Origin of the sequence: uncultured Amphritea sp., from assembly GCF_937127095.1 — a bacterium.
Taxonomy (GTDB): domain Bacteria; phylum Pseudomonadota; class Gammaproteobacteria; order Pseudomonadales; family Balneatricaceae; genus Amphritea.
The window spans coordinates 151549-170813 of the sequence record NZ_CAKZLP010000024.1; the positions used below are offsets into that span (position 1 = coordinate 151549).

The 19265-nt window shown below is 51.4% G+C and carries 13 protein-coding genes; 5 read left to right on the top strand and 8 right to left on the bottom strand.

Annotated elements, in window-relative coordinates:
* Positions 1-195 precede the first annotated feature (195 nt).
* Positions 196-3087, bottom strand: coding sequence for a DUF748 domain-containing protein (locus Q0499_RS06610; protein ID WP_299197485.1), 2892 nt, complete (start codon positions 3085-3087; stop codon positions 196-198).
* Between the two features lie 280 nt (positions 3088-3367).
* Here Q0499_RS06610 and Q0499_RS06615 point away from each other — a divergent pair, with 280 nt between their 5' ends.
* Positions 3368-3496, top strand: a complete 129-nt coding sequence (locus Q0499_RS06615) for a hypothetical protein (protein WP_299197486.1) — start codon at positions 3368-3370, stop codon at positions 3494-3496.
* 106 nt (positions 3497-3602) lie between these two features.
* Here Q0499_RS06615 and rpiA read toward each other — a convergent pair whose 3' ends face one another.
* Positions 3603-4274 carry a ribose-5-phosphate isomerase RpiA gene (gene rpiA, locus Q0499_RS06620; RefSeq protein WP_299197488.1) on the bottom strand — a complete coding sequence of 224 codons (672 nt, stop codon included), beginning with the start codon at positions 4272-4274 and terminating at the stop codon, positions 3603-3605.
* Between the two features lie 155 nt (positions 4275-4429).
* Between rpiA and ilvA the strand changes: the two genes are divergently transcribed.
* On the top strand, positions 4430-5947 hold the full coding sequence (ilvA, locus tag Q0499_RS06625) for a threonine ammonia-lyase, biosynthetic (RefSeq protein ID WP_299197490.1): 1518 nt from the start codon (positions 4430-4432) through the stop codon (positions 5945-5947).
* Positions 5948-6028: 81 nt separating this feature from the next.
* Here ilvA and Q0499_RS06630 read toward each other — a convergent pair whose 3' ends face one another.
* The 4 genes from Q0499_RS06630 to Q0499_RS06645 all read right to left on the bottom strand — a co-directional run bounded on the left by Q0499_RS06630 (position 6029) and on the right by Q0499_RS06645 (position 9964).
* Positions 6029-6529, bottom strand: coding sequence for a hypothetical protein (locus Q0499_RS06630; RefSeq protein WP_299197492.1), 501 nt, complete (start codon positions 6527-6529; stop codon positions 6029-6031).
* A gap of 230 nt (positions 6530-6759) precedes the next feature.
* A complete protein-coding gene (locus Q0499_RS06635; RefSeq protein WP_299197494.1) occupies positions 6760-8157 on the bottom strand; it encodes a TRAP transporter large permease subunit in 1398 nt (465 codons plus the stop codon).
* The gene (locus Q0499_RS06640) at positions 8154-8747 is read right to left on the bottom strand and encodes a TRAP transporter small permease (protein WP_299197496.1); all 594 of its coding nucleotides are present in this window, start codon (positions 8745-8747) and stop codon (positions 8154-8156) included. The genes Q0499_RS06635 and Q0499_RS06640 overlap by 4 nt, the downstream gene beginning before the upstream one ends.
* A 233-nt stretch (positions 8748-8980) precedes the next feature.
* Positions 8981-9964, bottom strand: a complete 984-nt coding sequence (locus tag Q0499_RS06645; protein WP_299197498.1) for a TRAP transporter substrate-binding protein — start codon at positions 9962-9964, stop codon at positions 8981-8983.
* Between the two features lie 408 nt (positions 9965-10372).
* Here Q0499_RS06645 and Q0499_RS06650 point away from each other — a divergent pair, with 408 nt between their 5' ends.
* Complete coding sequence (locus tag Q0499_RS06650; protein ID WP_299197500.1) at positions 10373-11968, top strand: methyl-accepting chemotaxis protein; 1596 nt, start codon at positions 10373-10375, stop codon at positions 11966-11968.
* 119 nt (positions 11969-12087) lie between these two features.
* On the opposite strand, the gene Q0499_RS06655 is transcribed toward Q0499_RS06650, so the two are convergent.
* The gene (locus Q0499_RS06655) at positions 12088-13464 is read right to left on the bottom strand and encodes a sigma-54 dependent transcriptional regulator (RefSeq protein ID WP_299197503.1); all 1377 of its coding nucleotides are present in this window, start codon (positions 13462-13464) and stop codon (positions 12088-12090) included.
* Positions 13465-13495: 31 nt separating this feature from the next.
* Positions 13496-15742 (bottom strand): ATP-binding protein, encoded by a 2247-nt coding sequence (locus tag Q0499_RS06660; protein WP_299197505.1) that lies wholly within the window; start codon positions 15740-15742, stop codon positions 13496-13498.
* A gap of 278 nt (positions 15743-16020) precedes the next feature.
* Here Q0499_RS06660 and pyk point away from each other — a divergent pair, with 278 nt between their 5' ends.
* Positions 16021-17454: a pyruvate kinase gene (pyk, locus tag Q0499_RS06665; protein WP_299197507.1), complete on the top strand. Its 1434-nt coding sequence runs from the start codon at positions 16021-16023 to the stop codon at positions 17452-17454.
* Positions 17455-17650: 196 nt separating this feature from the next.
* Positions 17651-19216 (top strand): glutamate--cysteine ligase, encoded by a 1566-nt coding sequence (gene gshA, locus Q0499_RS06670; protein WP_299197509.1) that lies wholly within the window; start codon positions 17651-17653, stop codon positions 19214-19216.
* The last annotated feature ends 49 nt before the right edge of the window (positions 19217-19265 follow it).

The window sequence follows — 19265 nt, forward strand, 5'->3', positions numbered from 1 at the left end:
GTGTTTACCATAGAGAGCACAGAGGACACGGAGAAACGCTATTTATAAGATTTTCTCTGTGGTGAGTCTCTGTTAAGCAGTTGTATCGTTCCATTGAATATCAAGTATGCTGGCATCCTTTCCCGATAAAGCGCGCTGAGCCATAAAAAGCCATCCGCACCTTCCAGGCACACTCTCCAGACGCACTCTCCTGGCTTACAATCCAAGCGTAGCTGAAGGCTTAGCCTGAGGGTCATTCAGTGAGGGAACCGGGAAGCAGCTGAACAACCGCTCGCCGGGTATCTTATCCGTCAGCTGCTGTTTAACCCGGTCGGCACGCTGCTGCGCCAGTTCGACCAGCCGCTGCCGCTCCTGCGCTGTAAGTTCCTCGGCAGTGAACGGTTTCTCGCGTTTTTTGTTCGCCGCTTCCACCTCGGCCCTGATTAGCGTCTGATCCTGCTGCACCGCCTGGCCGCAGATATTCAGCCGCATCCCTTTACGCTCAGTCATCATCGACTCTATTTTCGCCAGATAGTCCACGGCATCGTCATTCAGCTCAGCACTACCCGGGGCAAAGACAATCGGATTCAGCGTAATAAAACTACCATCCTTCGCCGCACTGGCGGCCAGGCTGATCAGCGTGCCGTAGGGTTGCAGCGATTTAAGCAGAATACTGAAGGCGGCCTGCTTAAGGCCTTTTCCGGCCAACAGGGTAACAACGCTTTGCAAACCAAAATCCGGGTCTTCCAGTGAGCCACTGATCGGCACATCCAGATCGATATTGTCATCACCGTCCTGAAGAATCGAGACCGCGGTGCCCAGCGGCATCGATAACTTCTTACTGAAGGCCGCCATCTGTTCCTGATCCGCAGGCTCGACCTCAAGACGGTGAATCTTAATCTGGTTTTTACCACTGATCTTCCCGGCACTCAGCTTGCCGCTGCTATTCAGCTGTAGCTGACCATTTTGCAGATAATAGCCGGTATATTCGATGCTATAGGGGCTCAGTCTAGGCAGCTCAAGTTGTTTCAGGTCGCCCTTCCAGCTGGCACTGTCACCACCGCCTGCAAGATCGGTATCACCGCTCAGCGTGAAGGTGGTAAAACTGTTGAGCTTCAATCCCAGATCAAAGGTAGCTGGTTTCTGACTCCCCGTATCCAGCCCCTGCAACTGGACTTTATCGATCAGAATCTCAGAATTGAAAGGGGGAGAGGTGCCGTTGTCGGCAAACATAACCTTACTGTCCCCGGTAATCAGTAACTCGTTCACCCTAACGCGCAGAGCCGGTTCTGCATTGCCTGTAGGAGCAGTGCTGTCGGTAGTGTTACTACCTGCCTCTGACGACGTCAGCGTATTAATCCCCTGCTGCAGCCGGGTTACATTAACCGGTTGTTTGTCAGCGCTAAGCTGTTCATTAAGTTGCAGATTTTGCAGTTCAACCCGATTGATCGTCAGTGCTTTGCCCAGGACAAAGCCAACATCGCTGAGCTTCAGATTTAGCGTTGCCAGGGTAGCCTCGGCCTGCGGTGACAGCGCCAGTCCGGTAGCATCAAGTCCGCCCAGGCTCAGTTTTTCCGGCAGCGCCAAACTGATATCACTGAAGCGGGCTTTATTTAACGTGACCAGTTGCTGATCACCTTGCAGCGCTTTCACTTCAACCCCGTTCAGCGCCAACTGACCGTTTTCACCACTGATCGCCGGGGGTTGCTGCTGTAAAGCCAGGGCGACACCCCCCTGCCAGTCAATCGTATCCACATCAGCCTGCAGGCGTTCAGCCATCTGATAAAGCAGTTTGCCGGTTTTTAACTGCCCTTTAACATCAACCTTATCAGCTCCGGCCGGGTTAAAATTCAGCCCCGTCGTTCCCTGCCAGTCAGCGCTGTCCAGTTGCAGCTTCAAGCCATCATCACCCTCAAGATTGAGCGCAGCCATATTCACCTGCCCATCCACTCCGACCGTCTCAATACCAGCTGTACCGAAGTTAACACGGGTATCACCCTGCCAACCGCCACCCTGCAGCGTCAGGTTGATCGCATCGCTATCGAAACCAAGGTCGGTCATATCCAGCTGACCTTTTACACCCACCTGTTGAATACCGGCTTCACCGAAACTCAGATCCGTGCGACCCCGCCAGCGGCTCTCGCTAAGCTGAAGTTTCATCGCATCCGCAATCAACCCGAGCGCAGACATCTTCAGTTCACCGTCAACCATCACCGACTCTGGCTTACCGGTGTTCATTTTAAACTCGGTCTGACCATTCCAGTTAAGCTGCTGCTGACTGAGATCCAACCCGGTCTGCTGCCAGTTAAAATCATCCACCTGGACACTGCCATGCTGAGTGATACTAATCTGTTCGCCAGCGATGATAGTCAGTTGCAGATCAGTGGTCAGGGTCGCCTGAAGCTCCGGGACAAAGGGCGCAGTGAATGGGTGCAGTGGCAGGTGATCCAGCTTCAGATGCAACTCAGAACGCTTAGTTTCCGGCAGCGGCTGTCCCTGCGTATTCAGATTAAACCCGGCACCATTGATCGCCCCGGCAAGCGAAAGGTTAGTGATCGCGTCCTCCTGCCAGGTATAAAAAGTGTCTAGCTCAGCGTTATCGATACGTAGCTGGTGATCACCCTCTTGTAGTTGTGAGCGCCAGCTAAAATCGGAAATACTCAGGTGCGCCAGGCCAAACTGCCATGCGGAGGGTTCAGCCGGAGTCGTTTCAGGATCGTCCGGAGATGGCCCTGGCAGCGCCACCGGCCCAAGGAAAAACTGGCGCGGCTCAGTGTCGGGCTGCTCATGCAGATAGAGCGTAATCCCTTCAAGGGTCAGATCACTGATAAGGATGCGCTGCTCTGTCAGGGCGCTGTAATCCAGATCAACCACCAGCTTATCGAGGCGCAGCTCCGGCTGTTCAGGGGTTATAACAGACACTCCCTGCAGTGTTATCCGACCGGTAAACCAGTTAATCGATACTGAGTAGATCCGTGCGCTGCTTGCGCCCTGATCCAGCAACCACTGAACCGCTACATCCCGCCCTAGCTGCACGGCGGTATGCAGTACTAAAAAAATCACCAGCACCGCAATACAAGTGCCACGTAGAAACCCTTTCAAACTCATATATCAGTCCGTCTGCTCTTCTGATCCGGTTCTTTAGATAGTAGCAGGTTGTCTGGCGGTCGGGGAGATCATCAGCACTCCCGGATCCGGTTGTATGACGATAGATTACAACCTGTAATGGATATTAATACGACTACCGAAAGGATTAAGACCAATAGATCGCTACCCAGAAAAGCCCCATGCTGATAGAATCGCCGCCCGAATCGTTTAAAAAAGATGCCCTAAGGCACACAGATGTTCGGTTCATAACAGTTCTATAAATGACTATGGGTGAATAATCATGGCAAACCATGACGAAAACTTCCGTGACAGCTCAGGTCCAGTCTGGTTCCTGATCAACACTGCAGCCCTGGCATGGATTTGCATGCCTGCTATTATTGGCTGGAGCCATGTAGTACAGGCAATGTAATGCAGTTGTAAGCCGTTACGGTTAAATAAAAAAGGCCTTCTTTATGAAGGCCTTTTTATTGTCTGATACTTATTTTACAGGCAACGGCTTACTTAACAGATAATGGTTAACGGGTAATCGTTACCACGCCATCCGCGGTCCCCATCAGCACCACATTCGCACCCCTCCGGGCAAACAGACCGTTGGTCACCACACCGACAATATTATTGATCTCGGCTTCCAGAGTCTCTGGCTGCTCAATCTCCAGGCCGTGCAGGTCGAGAATAATGTTACCGTTATCAGTAATGAAGCCTTCACGGTAAACCGGCATACACTCCAGCTGGACCAGTCTGCGGGCAACCTGAGAACGGGCCATCGGAATCACCTCTACCGGCAGCGGAAATCCGCCCAGCAGATTAACTTTTTTACTCTCATCAACGATACAGACAAACTCTTTCGCCACCTCAGCGACAATCTTTTCCCGGGTCAGCGCACCGCCCCCCCCTTTGATCAGGTTCAGCCGGCCATCAAATTCATCAGCACCGTCAACATAGACCTCCATCTTATCAACAGAGTTCATATCATACACATCTATGCCATGCCCTCTGAGACGCTCGGCAGTCGCCTCTGAACTGGCAACCGCAGCTTCAAACAGATGCTTAATCTTCGCCAGCTCATCGATAAAGAAGTTTGCAGTAGAACCGGTGCCAACACCAATGATTGAATCACTGCTCAGTTTCGGCTGGATATAGGACACTGCAGCCTGAGCGACTGCCAGCTTCATCTCATCCTGTGTCATATTATGGCAAACCCCGTATAAATGTCGTTAACTGGCGAGATTATACGCTGATTGATCTTTATCTTATAGACGAAAACTCTCTCAGAGATTACCATTTAACGCTTTATTCACACTGCCTCCTAAGCCGGACCGCAGCAAGACACTGAAAGCATCCAATGGCTCACCGATATATAAAGAAAATTCTTGATGCCCGCGTCTATGACGCCGCTATCGAAACCCCTCTGGACGAAGCAACCAGCCTCAGCAGCCGACTGGGCAACCGGGTATTGCTGAAGCGGGAAGACCTGCAACCGGTATTCTCCTTCAAGCTGCGCGGCGCCTATAACAAAATGGCTCAGCTGACTGAAGAGGAGCGTAAGCGGGGCGTGATTGCCGCATCCGCTGGTAATCACGCACAGGGACTGGCGATGTCCGCCAAAATCCTGGGGGTTAAAGCCACCATTGTGATGCCAAAAACCACCCCGGATATCAAAGTCAACAGCGTCCGGGCGCGGGGCGGCAAGGTTATTCTTCACGGGGAAACCTTTGACGAAGCCTCCAAACACTCATTCAAACTGGTTGAAGAACAGGGACTGACCTACGTCCATCCCTACGACGATATCGATGTGATCGCCGGCCAGGGCACCATTGCGATGGAACTGCTGCGTCAGGAAAGCGGCCCGATTGATGCCGTGTTTGTTCCGGTCGGTGGCGGCGGTCTGATCTCCGGAATCGCGGTATATATCAAATATCTGCGCCCGGAAACCAAAGTGATCGGGGTTGAATCTGAAGACTCCGCCTGCCTTAAAGCCGCCCTTGAAGCGGGCGAGCGGGTCATCCTGCCTCAGGTCGGCATCTTTGCCGATGGCGTCGCCGTCGCTCAGATCGGAGAGAACACCTTCGAGCTGTGCAAACAGTTTGTCGATGAAGTCATCACCGTTAATACTGATGAGATCTGTGCCGCGATCAAGGATATCTTTGAAGATACCCGTTCGATCACCGAGCCTGCCGGTGCCCTCGCAGTGGCCGGCCTGAAGAAATACGTTGCCCGGGAATCCGCAAAGAATCAGACACTGATTGCCATCGATAGCGGCGCCAATGTTAACTTTGACCGCCTGCGCCATATCGCCGAACGCTCCGAACTGGGCGAAAACCGTGAAGCGATTATCGCCGTTAAGATTCCCGAGAGACCGGGGAGTTTTAAAGAGTTCTGTAGCGCCCTGGGCAAACGCAATATCACTGAGTTTAATTATCGCTACGCCAATGATACTGATGCTCAGATCTTTGTCGGGGTGCAGTTGCAGGCCGGTCCGGATGCCCGTTCAGAGCTGCTATCAGAGCTGAAATCAGAAGCCTATAAAGTCATTGATCTGTCTGATAACGAGATGGCGAAGCTCCATGTTCGCTATATGGTCGGCGGCCATGCACCGGAGTCAGTCACCAATGAGATTCTCTACCGGTTTGAGTTTCCCGAGCGTCCCGGTGCACTGATGAACTTCCTGAAAAAACTGGGTGGCCGCTGGAACATCTCGATGTTCCACTACCGCAACCATGGTGCGGCCTATGGCCGGGTATTGGTCGGACTACAGGTACCGGAAGATGAACGACCGCTGGTGGCCGAGTTCCTCAGCGATATTGGCTATAACTACTGGGAAGAGACCGACAACCCGGCCTACAAGCTGTTTCTTGGCTAACCGGTACAGTTTCTCTTGGACTAGATAAAAAACGCACTTCGGTGCGTTTTTTTTGTGTAACAAGAGAATCTGTATGCTTAGTTATGGCATTTCAGGGGAATGATCAAACTTATCGGTAAAAAACGCCTTCAGCACAAACAACAGAATCGATGTTGTACCCCAGCTCAGGCCGACCACAACACCGAAATCAATAATACCTCGCCACGGCTGTTGCAGCATATGCACCAGCTGTATCAGAGTGATGATACCCAACAACAAGCAATAAGTAATGATCATCCGCTTGCGCCGTATATGAAAAAAACCCATACAAAACAGCGGGGCCAGAATTAATCGCAGCGGCGTTACATTATCCCGCAGATAAAGTAACCGGGCAGCCACTCTGGGTGAATAGCCGCGCTGAAAGCCTTTATAACCCTCTGCAAACCCCATGAACAGTACACTAAACGCCAGCGCTACCCAGTGGTACCAGCTCAGTGAATAAGCAAACGTATCCAGCCCGATAGTACCAATACGCACAATGGCACTGCCAAAGATGAATGCAATGCCGATAAAACCCCAAAGTACAGCAATATAGCCCAACACAATAAATCCATCAGCAAGTGATCAACAGGAGCGCAATTATAATGGATTCAAAATTTTCTGACGACATAAAAAAAGGCCGCATATTCATTCGAAATATACGGCCCTGAATAACTTTTCATCCGGATTGGGAGGATGAGCAGTCTATTGTAAAACAGTAAGGCGGTTGAGCAGTCCCGGTAAAACGTTTGTCTCTGCTGGCGTTAACAGGCAATGCTCTCTGATAGTCCTCGTTAGTAACCTTTTAACTGATCAATATATTCCGGCAGGAACAACGATATCTGCGGCACATAGGTAATCAGCATCAGGAACATCAGTAGCAGACTCAGCCATGGCAGACACGCTTTGATAACCCAGATCATATTCTTGCCGGTTATCCCTGCTGTGACAAAGAGGTTAAGCCCCACTGGCGGCGTCAGCATGCCGATCTCCATGTTCACTACCATGATAATACCCAGATGGATCGGATCGATACCCAGCTTCATGGCAATCGGGAACAGAATAGGCGCCATAATCAGCAGAATAGCTGACGGCTCCATAAAGTTACCGGCGATCAGCAGCAGAATATTCACCACGATCAGAAAGCCCCACGCAGGCAGTCCCCAGTGAACAATGACTTCAGCAATCTGGTGTGGAATCCGTTCAGTCGTCAGCACATGTGCAAACAGCATCGCGTTAGCAATAATGAACAGTAGCATCAGGGACACTTTAGAGGCATCCAGAAGAACCTTACGCACTTCCGGATGGCGAGCAGACTTAGGGATCGCCCACAGCATCTGCAGCAGGTTACGCACTATCGCTGAAGCAAATGCCTCCCCCTCATTGCGCCATGTGATGTCTTTCATCGGACCAATATCCCGATACCCCAACACCGAGACCAGGTAAGCATAGACTGCGGCTACCGCTGCAGCCTCAGTGGGGCTGGCAATACCGCCGTAGATCGACCCCAGCACGATGATAATCAGCATCAACCCGCCCAGGGCAATCAGGAATGATTTACCCAGTTTGGCGACACCGGGAAACGGTTCTGCCGGCAGCTTCATAATCCGGGCCGCAATATAGATGGCAATCATCAGAATACCGCCCATCATCAGACCCGGAATAAAGCCAGCCATAAACATCCGTGATGCAGACACTTCAGTCGCTGCTGCATAAACCAGCATCACGATGGATGGCGGAATCAGAATCCCCAGGGTACCGGCATTGGCGATAACACCGGCAGCAAAGGACTCCGGATAGCCGGAGCGCACCATCCCGGCAATAACGATAGTTCCTATTGCAGCTACAGTGGCAGGAGAAGAGCCGGAAACCGCAGCAAACAGCATACATGCCAGCACCGATGCCATCGCCAGGCCACCGCGGATATGCCCGACACTGTCAACGGCGAAGTTAATCAGTCGCTTCGCCACACCACCGGTTGAGAGGAATGCCGAGGACAGAATAAAGAACGGAATCGCCAGCAACGTATAATGTTCTGAGGTCGCTTCAAACAGCTTCAGCGAAATTGACGCCAACGAGTCATTGGAGAACATCAGGATCGTTGCCACACTGGACAGACCCAGTGCGATAGCGATCGGCATGCCCATAAACATACAGGCAAACAGGATGATAAATAGTGCAGCAGTGGTCATGACCGCCCCTCCTTATTGCTTGCATCGCTAGCAGCGTTGCCTGCTTGTTCTTTAGCATCAAGCTCCTTAAGTTCTTTGGCAATCTCCATACTCTCTTCAGCCTCATCGCTGAAGTGAAAGCCATCAACCTCTTTGGTAATAACCTTCCAGCCCAGCTGTAAAAAGCGCACCATCAGCAGAGCAAAGCCGATGACCAGGATGCTCATCGCCAGCCATTTGGGTACAGGCATATCTTCCAGTTCGATACCGATCATCTTCATCTTGCTCAGATAGATCCATGAACCGTAGAGAAACAGACCGCAATAGATCAGGCAGAGGGCAACCGCCAGAATAGTAAAAAAACGGTGCGCTTTAGTTGGCAGCAGTTTAACAAACACATCCACGCCGATGTGTGCGCCCACTTTAACGCCATAAGAAGCACCATAAAGGACAAACCAGGCAGCCATCAGCAGGGTCAGTTCCTGAGCCCAGTGGATACCAGCGTTAAATCCGAAGCGCATCACCACCTCGGCAAATACCAGTAGCGTCATCGCTACCAGCAGCAGGGAGAGGAATGCCTCTTCCAGTTGTGTCACTAGATTACGAACCATGACGGCCCCCTTAGAACAACAGAATAACGTTCAACGAACAGAAGTAACTCTGCAAAACTTATTATTGTGTTTACTTCACAGGACAAGCTTGCAGCAAATCAGCAAGAGCCGAGCCAACGTGACTCTCCTGTACAGCCTCACAAGTGGTTTAAGTATTGAGGGGCTGCAGCGGGGATATACCTCACGTTGCAGCAGAGTACCGGCCTTCCATCAGAGGAAGGCCGGACAGCAGATTACTGGTTAGATGCTTCAGCAGCATCGATCAGATTCTGACCGATAGCATCAGCGAACTGCTTCCAGACCGGCTTCATAGCAGTTACCCATTTAGCACGATCTTCAGCACTGATTTCGATCACTTCAGAACGATTAGAGTCAATGATTGCCTGCTTATCTTCATTGTCTTTCTGAGCAGCAATGCTATTACCATAGGCAATCGACTCATCCAGTGCCTTTTTCAGCTCAGAACGCAGATCTGCATCGAGACCGTTCCAAAACTCAGCAGAGGTCACAACCATGTAGTCGAGAACGCCGTGGTTAGACTCAGTGATGTAAGGCTGAACTTCATAGAATTTTTTAGAAAAGATGTTAGACCAGGTATTTTCCTGTCCATCAATCGCTTTCGTTTGCAGCAGCGTAAATACTTCAGAGAAAGGCTTTTTCAGCGGTACCGCATCAACCGCTTCAAACTGCGCCTGCAGCACATCAGAGGTCATAATACGGAACTTTTTACCACTCACATCAGCAGGTACTTTAATCGGATTGCTGGCTGACAACTGCTTCATACCGTTGTGCAGATAACCCAGACCAACCAAGCCTTTTGACTCAAGTGATGTCAGCATCTCCTGACCCACCGGGCCACTCTGGAAACGCTCTACCGCGGCCATATCCTTAAACAGGAACGGCAGGTCGAATAACTGCAGGCTATCAGTATATTTCTGGAACTTAGACAGCGCTGGCGCAGCCATCTGCACATCGCCCAGCAGCATCGCTTCAAGAACTTTGTTATCACCGAACAACTGTGAACTTGGGAAAACTTTGACTTCAGCTTTGCCCGCCAGGCGTTCAGCCACCAGCTCAGCAAACTTAGTCGCCATCTGACCTTTTGGGGTATTTTCCGCCACTACATGTGAGAATTTGATTTCAATGGGTGCGGCCATTGCAGACGTTGCACCAAGAGTCAGAGCCATTGCCGTAACGGCAGCAGATAATAAACGCATTTTGCATCTCCAGTTTTTCTAATTATTCAGGCGTTTTTTCGGGTCTAACAGCAGAACCCACGCTCAGTTATAAACTCAACAGAATAATTGCAAAGTGCAGGCCAAACCTTGAAATTTCTTGAGATTATTTTTTATCCACTTTAAAAACAAACAGTTAAAAAATACCTTCACAAAAACGAAAGCATCACTAATTAGCCAGTACGGGTGGATGCCCACCCAAACAAACCAATACCCCGGGGGGGATTTCCACCCAATACAGCAGCAAAGGCAGATATTCAGGTCTGACCGCCCCGGAACCCGCTGTCGCTATTAGTACTCAAAATGCTGACATCGCTTGTCGCAACCTCCCTTGCACATAGGGTATATTAGTGACGAAACCAGAGTCGATAATCACCCGGATAATAAAACATGGCGATCCAAACCAAAGTAAACCTGAGCCTGGCATTTGTTTTTTTAATCGTTCTTATCACATCAGTCTCAGTCATCTACCAAAGTGAAACCAATCTATCCTCCGACATTGCCCTGAAAAATACTCAGAACACCGCTGAAGCCTACTTCGATAGCATCAACATCATGATGCTGAGTGGCGCCATGGCAAACCGGCAGGCACTGCAGTCAAAGATTCTCGGCAATAAGGAACTGACCGAAGCCCGCATTATTCGTGGTGAGGCGGTTACCTCAATGTATGGGGAAGGAACGCCTGACTCTCATATTCAGGACGATCTGGATAAACGGGCGATGAACGGTGAAACCATTGCCATCGAACTGGATGATGAGAAAGGACACCGTATGACCGTTGTCCAGCCTATGCTCGCCAGCTCCGACTACAAAGGCACCAACTGCCTGTCCTGCCATCTGGTCGAAGAGGGTACAATTCTGGGCGCTGTCCGGGTCACCTACTCATTCGAAAATATCGATAAGCATATTTTTACCAATATACGTAATATTGCGCTGGTCGAACTGGCCATGTTTGTCATCGCACTGCTTCTCGTAGGCTGGATGATTCACCGCATCGTGCTTAAGCCTATCAACAAGATGAATGACATCATCCGCGATATTGAGCAAAACTCAGACCTTACCCAACAGCTGACTATCGACTCAAGTGACGAAATAGGGCAGATGTCGACATCATTCAACAGCATGTTAAGAACCTTTCATGACAGCATCGAGCACGTAGTGCAATCGATTGCGATGCTGGGACAGTGCAGCCAGCAGATCACCGATGTCACCGAGATGGCTAACATCGGCACAGAAAAGCAGATCAGCCGTGCAGAAGCAGTGACCAACGCGATGATAGCGATGGACGGTGCGACGCAGAATGTTTCCGCCACTGCAGACGTTACGATCAAGGCCTCGGACAAAGCACTGCAGGAAACCCGTAGCGGTGTAGAGATCACCTCAGGCACGGTGAAAAAGATTGAAGCCCTGCAACAGCAGATCAAACACGCTACCGATGTGATTGTTCAACTGGAACAGCAAAGCTATAACATCGACGCAGTATTGAGCGTTATTCAGGATATCGCTGAGCAGACTAACCTCCTCGCGCTCAATGCCGCCATCGAGGCAGCCCGCGCAGGAGAACAGGGTCGCGGCTTCGCCGTGGTGGCTGATGAGGTGCGCACGCTCTCACAGCGCACCCAGAACGCAACGGTTGAAATCAACGGCATTATCAACTCCCTGCAACAGAACGCTAAAGGGGCCGCCCAGGTGATGGGACAGGCCAGCGCTGCAACCGAGTCCAATGTGAAAGAGATTCAGGAGACATCCGTGGTTCTCTTTAACATTCAGAAAGAGATGGAAGCGATAGCGGAAACCAACCACAGCATCTCTGAATCTGTGAAACAGAGCGGTGCTGCGACCCTGGAGATCGAAAGCGCAGTCAATGAGATTAATGAGGGCAGCGAACACGCCAAGGACCGGGTGATTCGTTTATCCTCTATCTCAGTGCAAATTAACACCCTGGCTGACGAACTGGAAAAACGTGCCCGACAGTTTAAGCTTTGATTAACTGAAGCAATAAAAACGGCGGCCAACAGGCCGCCGTTTTTTTATCTGCTATTTAAACGCTGTGACCTACAGTAGCTGTGCAAAGCGTTTATAAGGGCACTTATTAACGGCTCCCACTACTTATAGTCTTTCTTATCCAGCCCGTATTTTTTCATTTTGTCATACAGCGTCTTGCGCGGCAGACCCAGCGTCTCCTGAGTCAGCTTCAACGAACCGCTGTTGCGGGATAGCTCTTCCTCGAGCACCAGCTTTTCAAACTGTTCAACCTGATCAGGCAGGCTTCTGTGTGTCGAAGAGGTTGACTCTCCCACACCGACAACCTCGAAATTGTAGGCAGGCCCAAGCAACACGTAACGTTCAGCGATGTTACGCAGCTCACGGACATTGCCGGGCCAGTGATGTGCCACCAGCGCGCGGATATTTTCGGCACTCAGTTGCGGCACCTCTTTCTGATACTGAGCCGATGCGATCAGCGCAAAATGCTGAAACAGCATCGGGATATCTTCCCGCCGCTCTCTTAGGGGAGGGATTTCCAGACTGACAACATTCAGACGGTAGTAAAGGTCTTCGCGATAATCACCCCGTTCGCTCAGATCTTTCAGGTCAACCTTGGTGGCAGCAACCACCCGGATGTCGAGTGGGATCAGCTCATTAGAACCCAGCCGCTCAATTTTCCGCTCTTCGAGTACACGTAATAACTTAACCTGCAGGGAGAGCGACATACTCTCAATCTCATCAAGAAACAGAGTACCGCCGTTGGCATGTTCAAACTTGCCGATACGGCGACTTTTTGCATCGGTAAAAGCGCCCTTCTCATGGCCAAACAGTTCGCTTTCGATCAGGTGTTCCGGAACAGCACCACAGTTGATAGCAACAAAATTTTTCTCTCGGCGGTTACTGTGCTCATGGATATAACGGGCCACCAGATCTTTACCGGAGCCCGTCTCTGCCTGGATCAGAATATCGGCCGGCGTATCTGCGATATGCTGGATCATGCCCCGCAGCTGCTGAATGCGCAGAGAGTTGCCGATAATACGCGGACCGATTCCGCCCTGAGCTTCCAGCGCTTTACGCAAGGTCCGGTTTTCCAATGTCAGCCGGCGTTTCTCTGCAGCCCGGCGCACAACATCATTCAGCAGTTCAGAGGAGAAAGGTTTCTCGATAAAATCATAGGCACCATCACGCATCGCACTCACCGCCATGGAGATATCGCCATGTCCGGTGATCAGAATAACCGGCAGGTCAGTATCAATCGTCATGATACGCTGCATCAGCTCCAGGCCATCAATACCCGGCATGTTGATATCACTGACCACCACTCCGGGCCAGTCCTGATTCAGTAGCGTCAGGGCCTTTTCTGCACACTCCGCCGTGAACACTTCATAGCCTGCCAACTCCAGTGTCTGAGCCGCCGCCAGCCGGATATGCTTTTCATCATCGACCAGCAGGATCTGATGGGGTTGACGTTGTTCAGCCGAAGTATCTGGATTCATCAGTCGCTCTTACTCTGTGAAAAAGGTGCCATCATTCTAACCCGACTACGCCGACAGACGCATCCGCTGTTGGCAGGTTGATGGTAAATACGGCCCCACCCAGAGGGTGATTAGCGACGCTCAGCTGACCATCCATCGACTCAATAATCCGATGGGATATCGACAAGCCCAGGCCCAGACCCTGCCCCGCTTTCTTGGTGGTATAAAAAGGCTCAAACACCTTACCCAGTTCAGACTGAGGAATACCCGGCCCATGATCCCGGAAGCAGATACTCAGACGATCGCCCTGCTGACTGTCAATACTGATCTCTATCCATTTTTCAGTACCCCCCTCCATCGCCTGCAGCGCATTACTGATAAGATTAACGACCACCTGCTCCAAGCGCAGCATATCCCCAAGAACAAAAACCTTATCCAGTTTATCGGGCCACTCAATTTTGACATTCGCCCGATCCAGACGACCATACATGATAGACATAGCGCCATCGCGCACCGCTTTCAGGCTCACCAGAGCTGACTGACCGGTGGTTTTGCGAGAAAACTCTTTCAGCGGTGCAATAATTTTCGCCATCCGCACGGTCAGCCCGCTGATCTCCTCAAGATTACTGCTGACCTGTTCAGTTTTGCCCAGCTTGAGAAACGAAAAGGCATTGTCAGCGTAACTACGAATGGCGGTCAACGGCTGGTTCAGCTCATGATTAATACCCGCAGACATCTGCCCGATAACCGCTAGTTTTGCGGTCTGGATCAGCTCATTCTGGGTATTTTTATGCTCCTGAACTTCCTGTAACAAGCGCTCATTCGCCCGGGTCAGATCCTGGGTTCGCTCAGACACCCGATGCTCCAGCTGATCCCGCGCCTCGCGCAGCTGCTCCTCATTCTCTTTGCGTTCGGTAATATCATGGATGGTAACGACAAAGCGGCTGGCACTGCTATCGGACATTCTGCCGATAATCAGTTCGACCGGGAACTGCGAGCCATCTGCACGCACACTGGAAACTTCCACCATCAGCTCGTTAGGCTGACCGGCATCTCCCTCATGGGAGATATGTTGCCAACACACCGCCCGGTCCTGATGGCCGATCAGCTTACTAAAATACTCCCCGGCAATAACGTCGGAGCGATAACCAAACAGTTTTTCTGCGGTGGGGTTAAACGACTCGATGATGCCATGGGAATCCAGGGTGATCAGACCCGCATGGGTGTTATCGATGATCGCCCTGACCCGGGCTTCACTGCGTTCCAGCGCCTGGGTCTGCTGGCGTTTAAAACGGGCCCGCTCACGGCCAATCCGGCGGCGCGCCAGCAACAGCAGGATAAGAAATACCAGTGCGCTATAGATAAACCCGACCAGTAGTGCATTATTCAGCACCCGCGTATCCACCGGCTTCAGATCCGCCAGAATCGATACATTGAATCCTGCTTCGGGCACGGTACGGGTCTGCTGCAGATACTGCCGCGCCTCAATGCCGTCCAGTGCTCCGTTATCGATCTTATCACCCTCCACCAGGGTAATAATCTCGCCCTCCCGAAGCGGCTTTCGCTCGACAATCGACAGCGATGTCAGCTCATGATCACCATAGCGCAGGCTGGAAACAATGCGCTGCAAATCAACCTGAGGCAACGGTTTCAGGGTGCGGAATTTCCACTCAGCACGTGTACTGATAAAGATAACGCCATCCTCATCGGTGACCAGAATATCGGTCAGCGGGTCACTCCAGTCGGTCTCAATATCATTGAGATCAATTTTAACAACGATAACTCCCAGAATAGTACCCCGGTATTCAACCGGATAGGAGAAGAAATACCCCCGTTTTTTTGAGGTTGTTCCCAGTGCAAAGTAATGACCAGGACGCCCCGCCACAGCATCGCGAAAATAGGGCCGGAATGAAAAGTTACGCCCGACAAATGTCTGTGGCTTCGACCAGTTACTGGCCGCAAGGGTCGTACCCTCGGTATCCATCAGATAGGTATCGGAAGCACCGATGGTATCGTTCACTTTTTCCAGATAGAGATTGGCCCCATGAATCCCCTCACTGCCCGGCATCAGCAGAAGATTGATCAGTTCTGAATGGGTGGAGAGTAGCTTAGGCAGATCTTTATAGCGATCCAGCTCCTGCTGCAGACTGAGAATATAACGATTCAGATCGGCAGACGCGCTGTGCTGCAAGTCATCAGTCGCCCGCGACCGGGTGATTGAAACCGTCTGGTAGATCACCAGAATAAACAACGCGGCCAATAACAGCATTAGCAGCAAACGAAGTCGTGTTCTTATCACTTAATATCCTGTAGCTAAATTACAAAAGATTGATGCTAACTAATAAACAAAGATAAAAAAGTATAAAAAAACCCTACAACAAACAAATTCTTGTAATATAATTACAAGATACTCATATAAGCACCACATACAGCTAACTGGTTATACCCGATGCTTGAATTACTATTGTCTTCGCCCTATCTTTTTTCAAGATAGCTTATCGTTGAATAGATCTTACAATAGAAATCACATCTAAAGTCTAACAGGTAAAACCCCACCGTCTACCGGATATCCAAATCATGTTAAAACGCACTAAAATTGTTGCCACCCTGGGCCCTTCTACTGATAAACCAGGGGTTCTCGACCAGATGATACGCTCCGGCGTCAATGTTGTTCGGCTCAATTTTTCCCACGGCAGCGCAGATGACCATCGCCGCCGCGCCCAGGAAGTGCGTGAAATCTCAACCCGTCTGGCAATTCCGGTAGCCATCCTCGGCGACCTGCAGGGTCCTAAAATCCGCATCGCCCGCTTCAAAGAGGATAAAATCAGACTCGCAGTCGGCGACCATTTTGCCCTCGACTCATCACTGGATACTAATGCCGGAGATCAGACCCAGGTCGGTATCGACTATAAAGCACTGCCAGGCGACAGCCTGCCCGGTGATGTACTGCTGCTGGATGATGGTCGGGTGCAATTTAAAGTCATTGATGTTCAGGGAACCCGGATCAACTGCGAAGTAATCATCGGCGGCCCTCTGTCCAACAACAAAGGTATCAACCGCCAGGGTGGTGGACTTTCTGCGGCAGCCCTCACAGACAAAGACAAACGGGACATTCTGGTCGCCAGCGATATCGATATGGATTACGTCGCCGTCTCTTTTCCCCGAAGCTCTGCCGATCTGCATGAAGCTCGACAACTACTCGATGCGGCTGGCAGCAACGCCGAAATTATCGCTAAGGTCGAGCGGGCCGAAACCGTTAGCTCCACAGAAGCACTGGATGACATCATTCTCGCCTGTGACGGCGTCATGGTTGCCCGGGGAGACCTGGGGGTCGAGATCGGTGATGCAGAACTGATCGGGGTGCAAAAACACCTGATCAACCGGGCCAGAGAGCTGAATCGGGTAGTCATCACCGCCACTCAGATGATGGAAACCATGATTCAGAACCCGATGCCAACCCGGGCCGAAGTGTTTGATGTTGCCAACGCTATTCTCGATGGCACCGATGCAGTAATGCTCTCCGCTGAAACCGCTGCCGGTGACTATCCGGTTGAAGTGGTACAAGCGATGACGAAGATCTGCCAGGGTGCGGAAAAGCATCAGCTATCCCGTCCGGCACCGACCAGCATCTCCCAGCAATGTGAACATTTTGATGAAACCATCGCCCGTTCAGCAATGTATACCGCCAATCATCTGGTTGGTGTTAAGGCGATAATCTGTCTCACCGAGTCCGGCTCTACCCCCCGCTGGATGTCGCGTATCCGTTCTGGCGTGCCAATCTATGCTCTCACCCGCAGTGAAAAATCGATGCGTCGCATGACACTGTTCCGCGGGGTTGAGCCGATGCTGTTCGATGCCACAGAGATCGACATCAACGATCTTAATAACCAGGTACTTGATCACCTCAAAGCGAAACGACTGCTTAACAGTGGTGACCTGGTACTACTCACCCGGGGCGCGATCATTGGTAGTGGCAGCACCAACTCGATGCAGGTATTGCAGGTTCCCTGAACACACCAGCTGAAACGCTGACTTAAGCGCTTCAAAAGGTGCGGACACTCGTAACAAAAAAGGCCCGGAGACCACAGTTTCCGGGCTTTTTTGTTGTCAGCCCCCGGCTGCAAAATTAACCGCTTTTTTACAGGGTTATGTTTGGCCCATGCTGCGCTATAATAGCGCTCTTTTTCTCCGGTAAAGGTATCCTGATGTGTCTGAGGCACTGGAACAGAATCTGAAATTAATCACCGAAAAGGGTCAGATTCTGGCGCTTGACGGCATCCTTCATGGCATAGAGAAGGAAGGGCTGCGTACTGATGCTCAGGGAGCAATCAGCCAGACAGACCACCCGGCATCGCTGGGTTCGGCGCTGACCCACAGCCACATTACCACGGACTACTCTGAAGCCCTGCTTGAATTCATCACGCCGGCCTTCAGTGAATCCTCTGCCGCACTTCAGTTTCTGCAGGAGTTGCACTGCTACGCCTACCAGCACCTCGGCGACGAAGAGCTATGGGCGGCGAGTATGCCCTGTCAGATAGCGGGTGAAGATGCGATTCAGATCGCCCGCTTCGGCAGCTCCAATGTCGGTCGCCTGAAATATATCTATCGGATCGGCCTGGAGCATCGCTACGGCAAAATGATGCAGGCGATTGCCGGTATCCATTACAACTTTTCCCTGCCGGAAACCTTATGGCCGGTATTACGCGAGCTACAAGGCAGCCAGGAGAATCTGCAGGCGTTTCGCTCAGCTGGCTACTTTAAGCTGATCCGTAACTTTCGCCGCTCATCCTGGCTACTGCTTTACCTGTTTGGCGCCTCCCCGGCGCTGTCATCCAGCTTTATGCTAGGACGTGACCACGATCTGCAACAGTGGGATGAGGACACCCTCTACCGTCCGTATGCGACCTCTTTACGAATGAGCGATCTGGGCTACTCCAATAAAGCCCAGTCAGGCCTGAATATCTGTTTTAACCACCTGGACAGCTATATCACGACCCTGACTCAGGCGATCAATACTCCCTATCCAGCCTACCAAAAACTAGGCGTGAAAACCGATCAGGGATATAAACAGCTAAACAGCAACGTACTGCAGATTGAGAACGAATATTACAGCGATATCCGTCCTAAACGGGTCGCTCTGTCCGGTGAAAAGCCTGTCCATGCGCTGCGTGAGCGTGGCGTGGAATATATCGAAGTACGTAATACCGATATCAACCCATTACTGCCGCTGGGCATCGACCAGCAGCAAGCCGACTTCCTCGACGCATTCCTGGTGACCTGCCTGTTGTCTGATCCAACTGACGTCAACAGTCATGAATGCGACCTGGTCAACCGAAACAACGGGCTGGTGGTCAATCGTGGGCGGGAGCCCGGCCTGACACTCACCCGCAATGACCAGCAGATCACTGTCCCCGAGTGGGGCAAACTGATCCTCAGCGATATCCACAAAACAGCAGCGGTTCTGGATCAGGTATCCGGTGATAGCCGTTATTCAGACGCGGTATCAGCACAGCAGTTAAAGCTGGATGATCCACACCTGACGCCGTCAGCTCAGATCCTGGACAGGATGAAAGCATCCGGGCTGGGGTACCAGGCCTTCGTGCTGCAGCAAAGCCGTAAGCACCGGGATACGATCCTGAGCAGCGGTCTGACTGCAGAACAACAGCAATATCTGGAAAAGCTCAGTGTCAGCTCAGCCGAAGAGCAGCGGCAGATCGAATTGAGCGACAGCCTGGACTTTGACACCTACCTGGCAAACTATCTCGCGCAGTAACACCTGAACTGCCCATAAAAAAGCCCCGCATTGACAGCGGGGCTTTTTT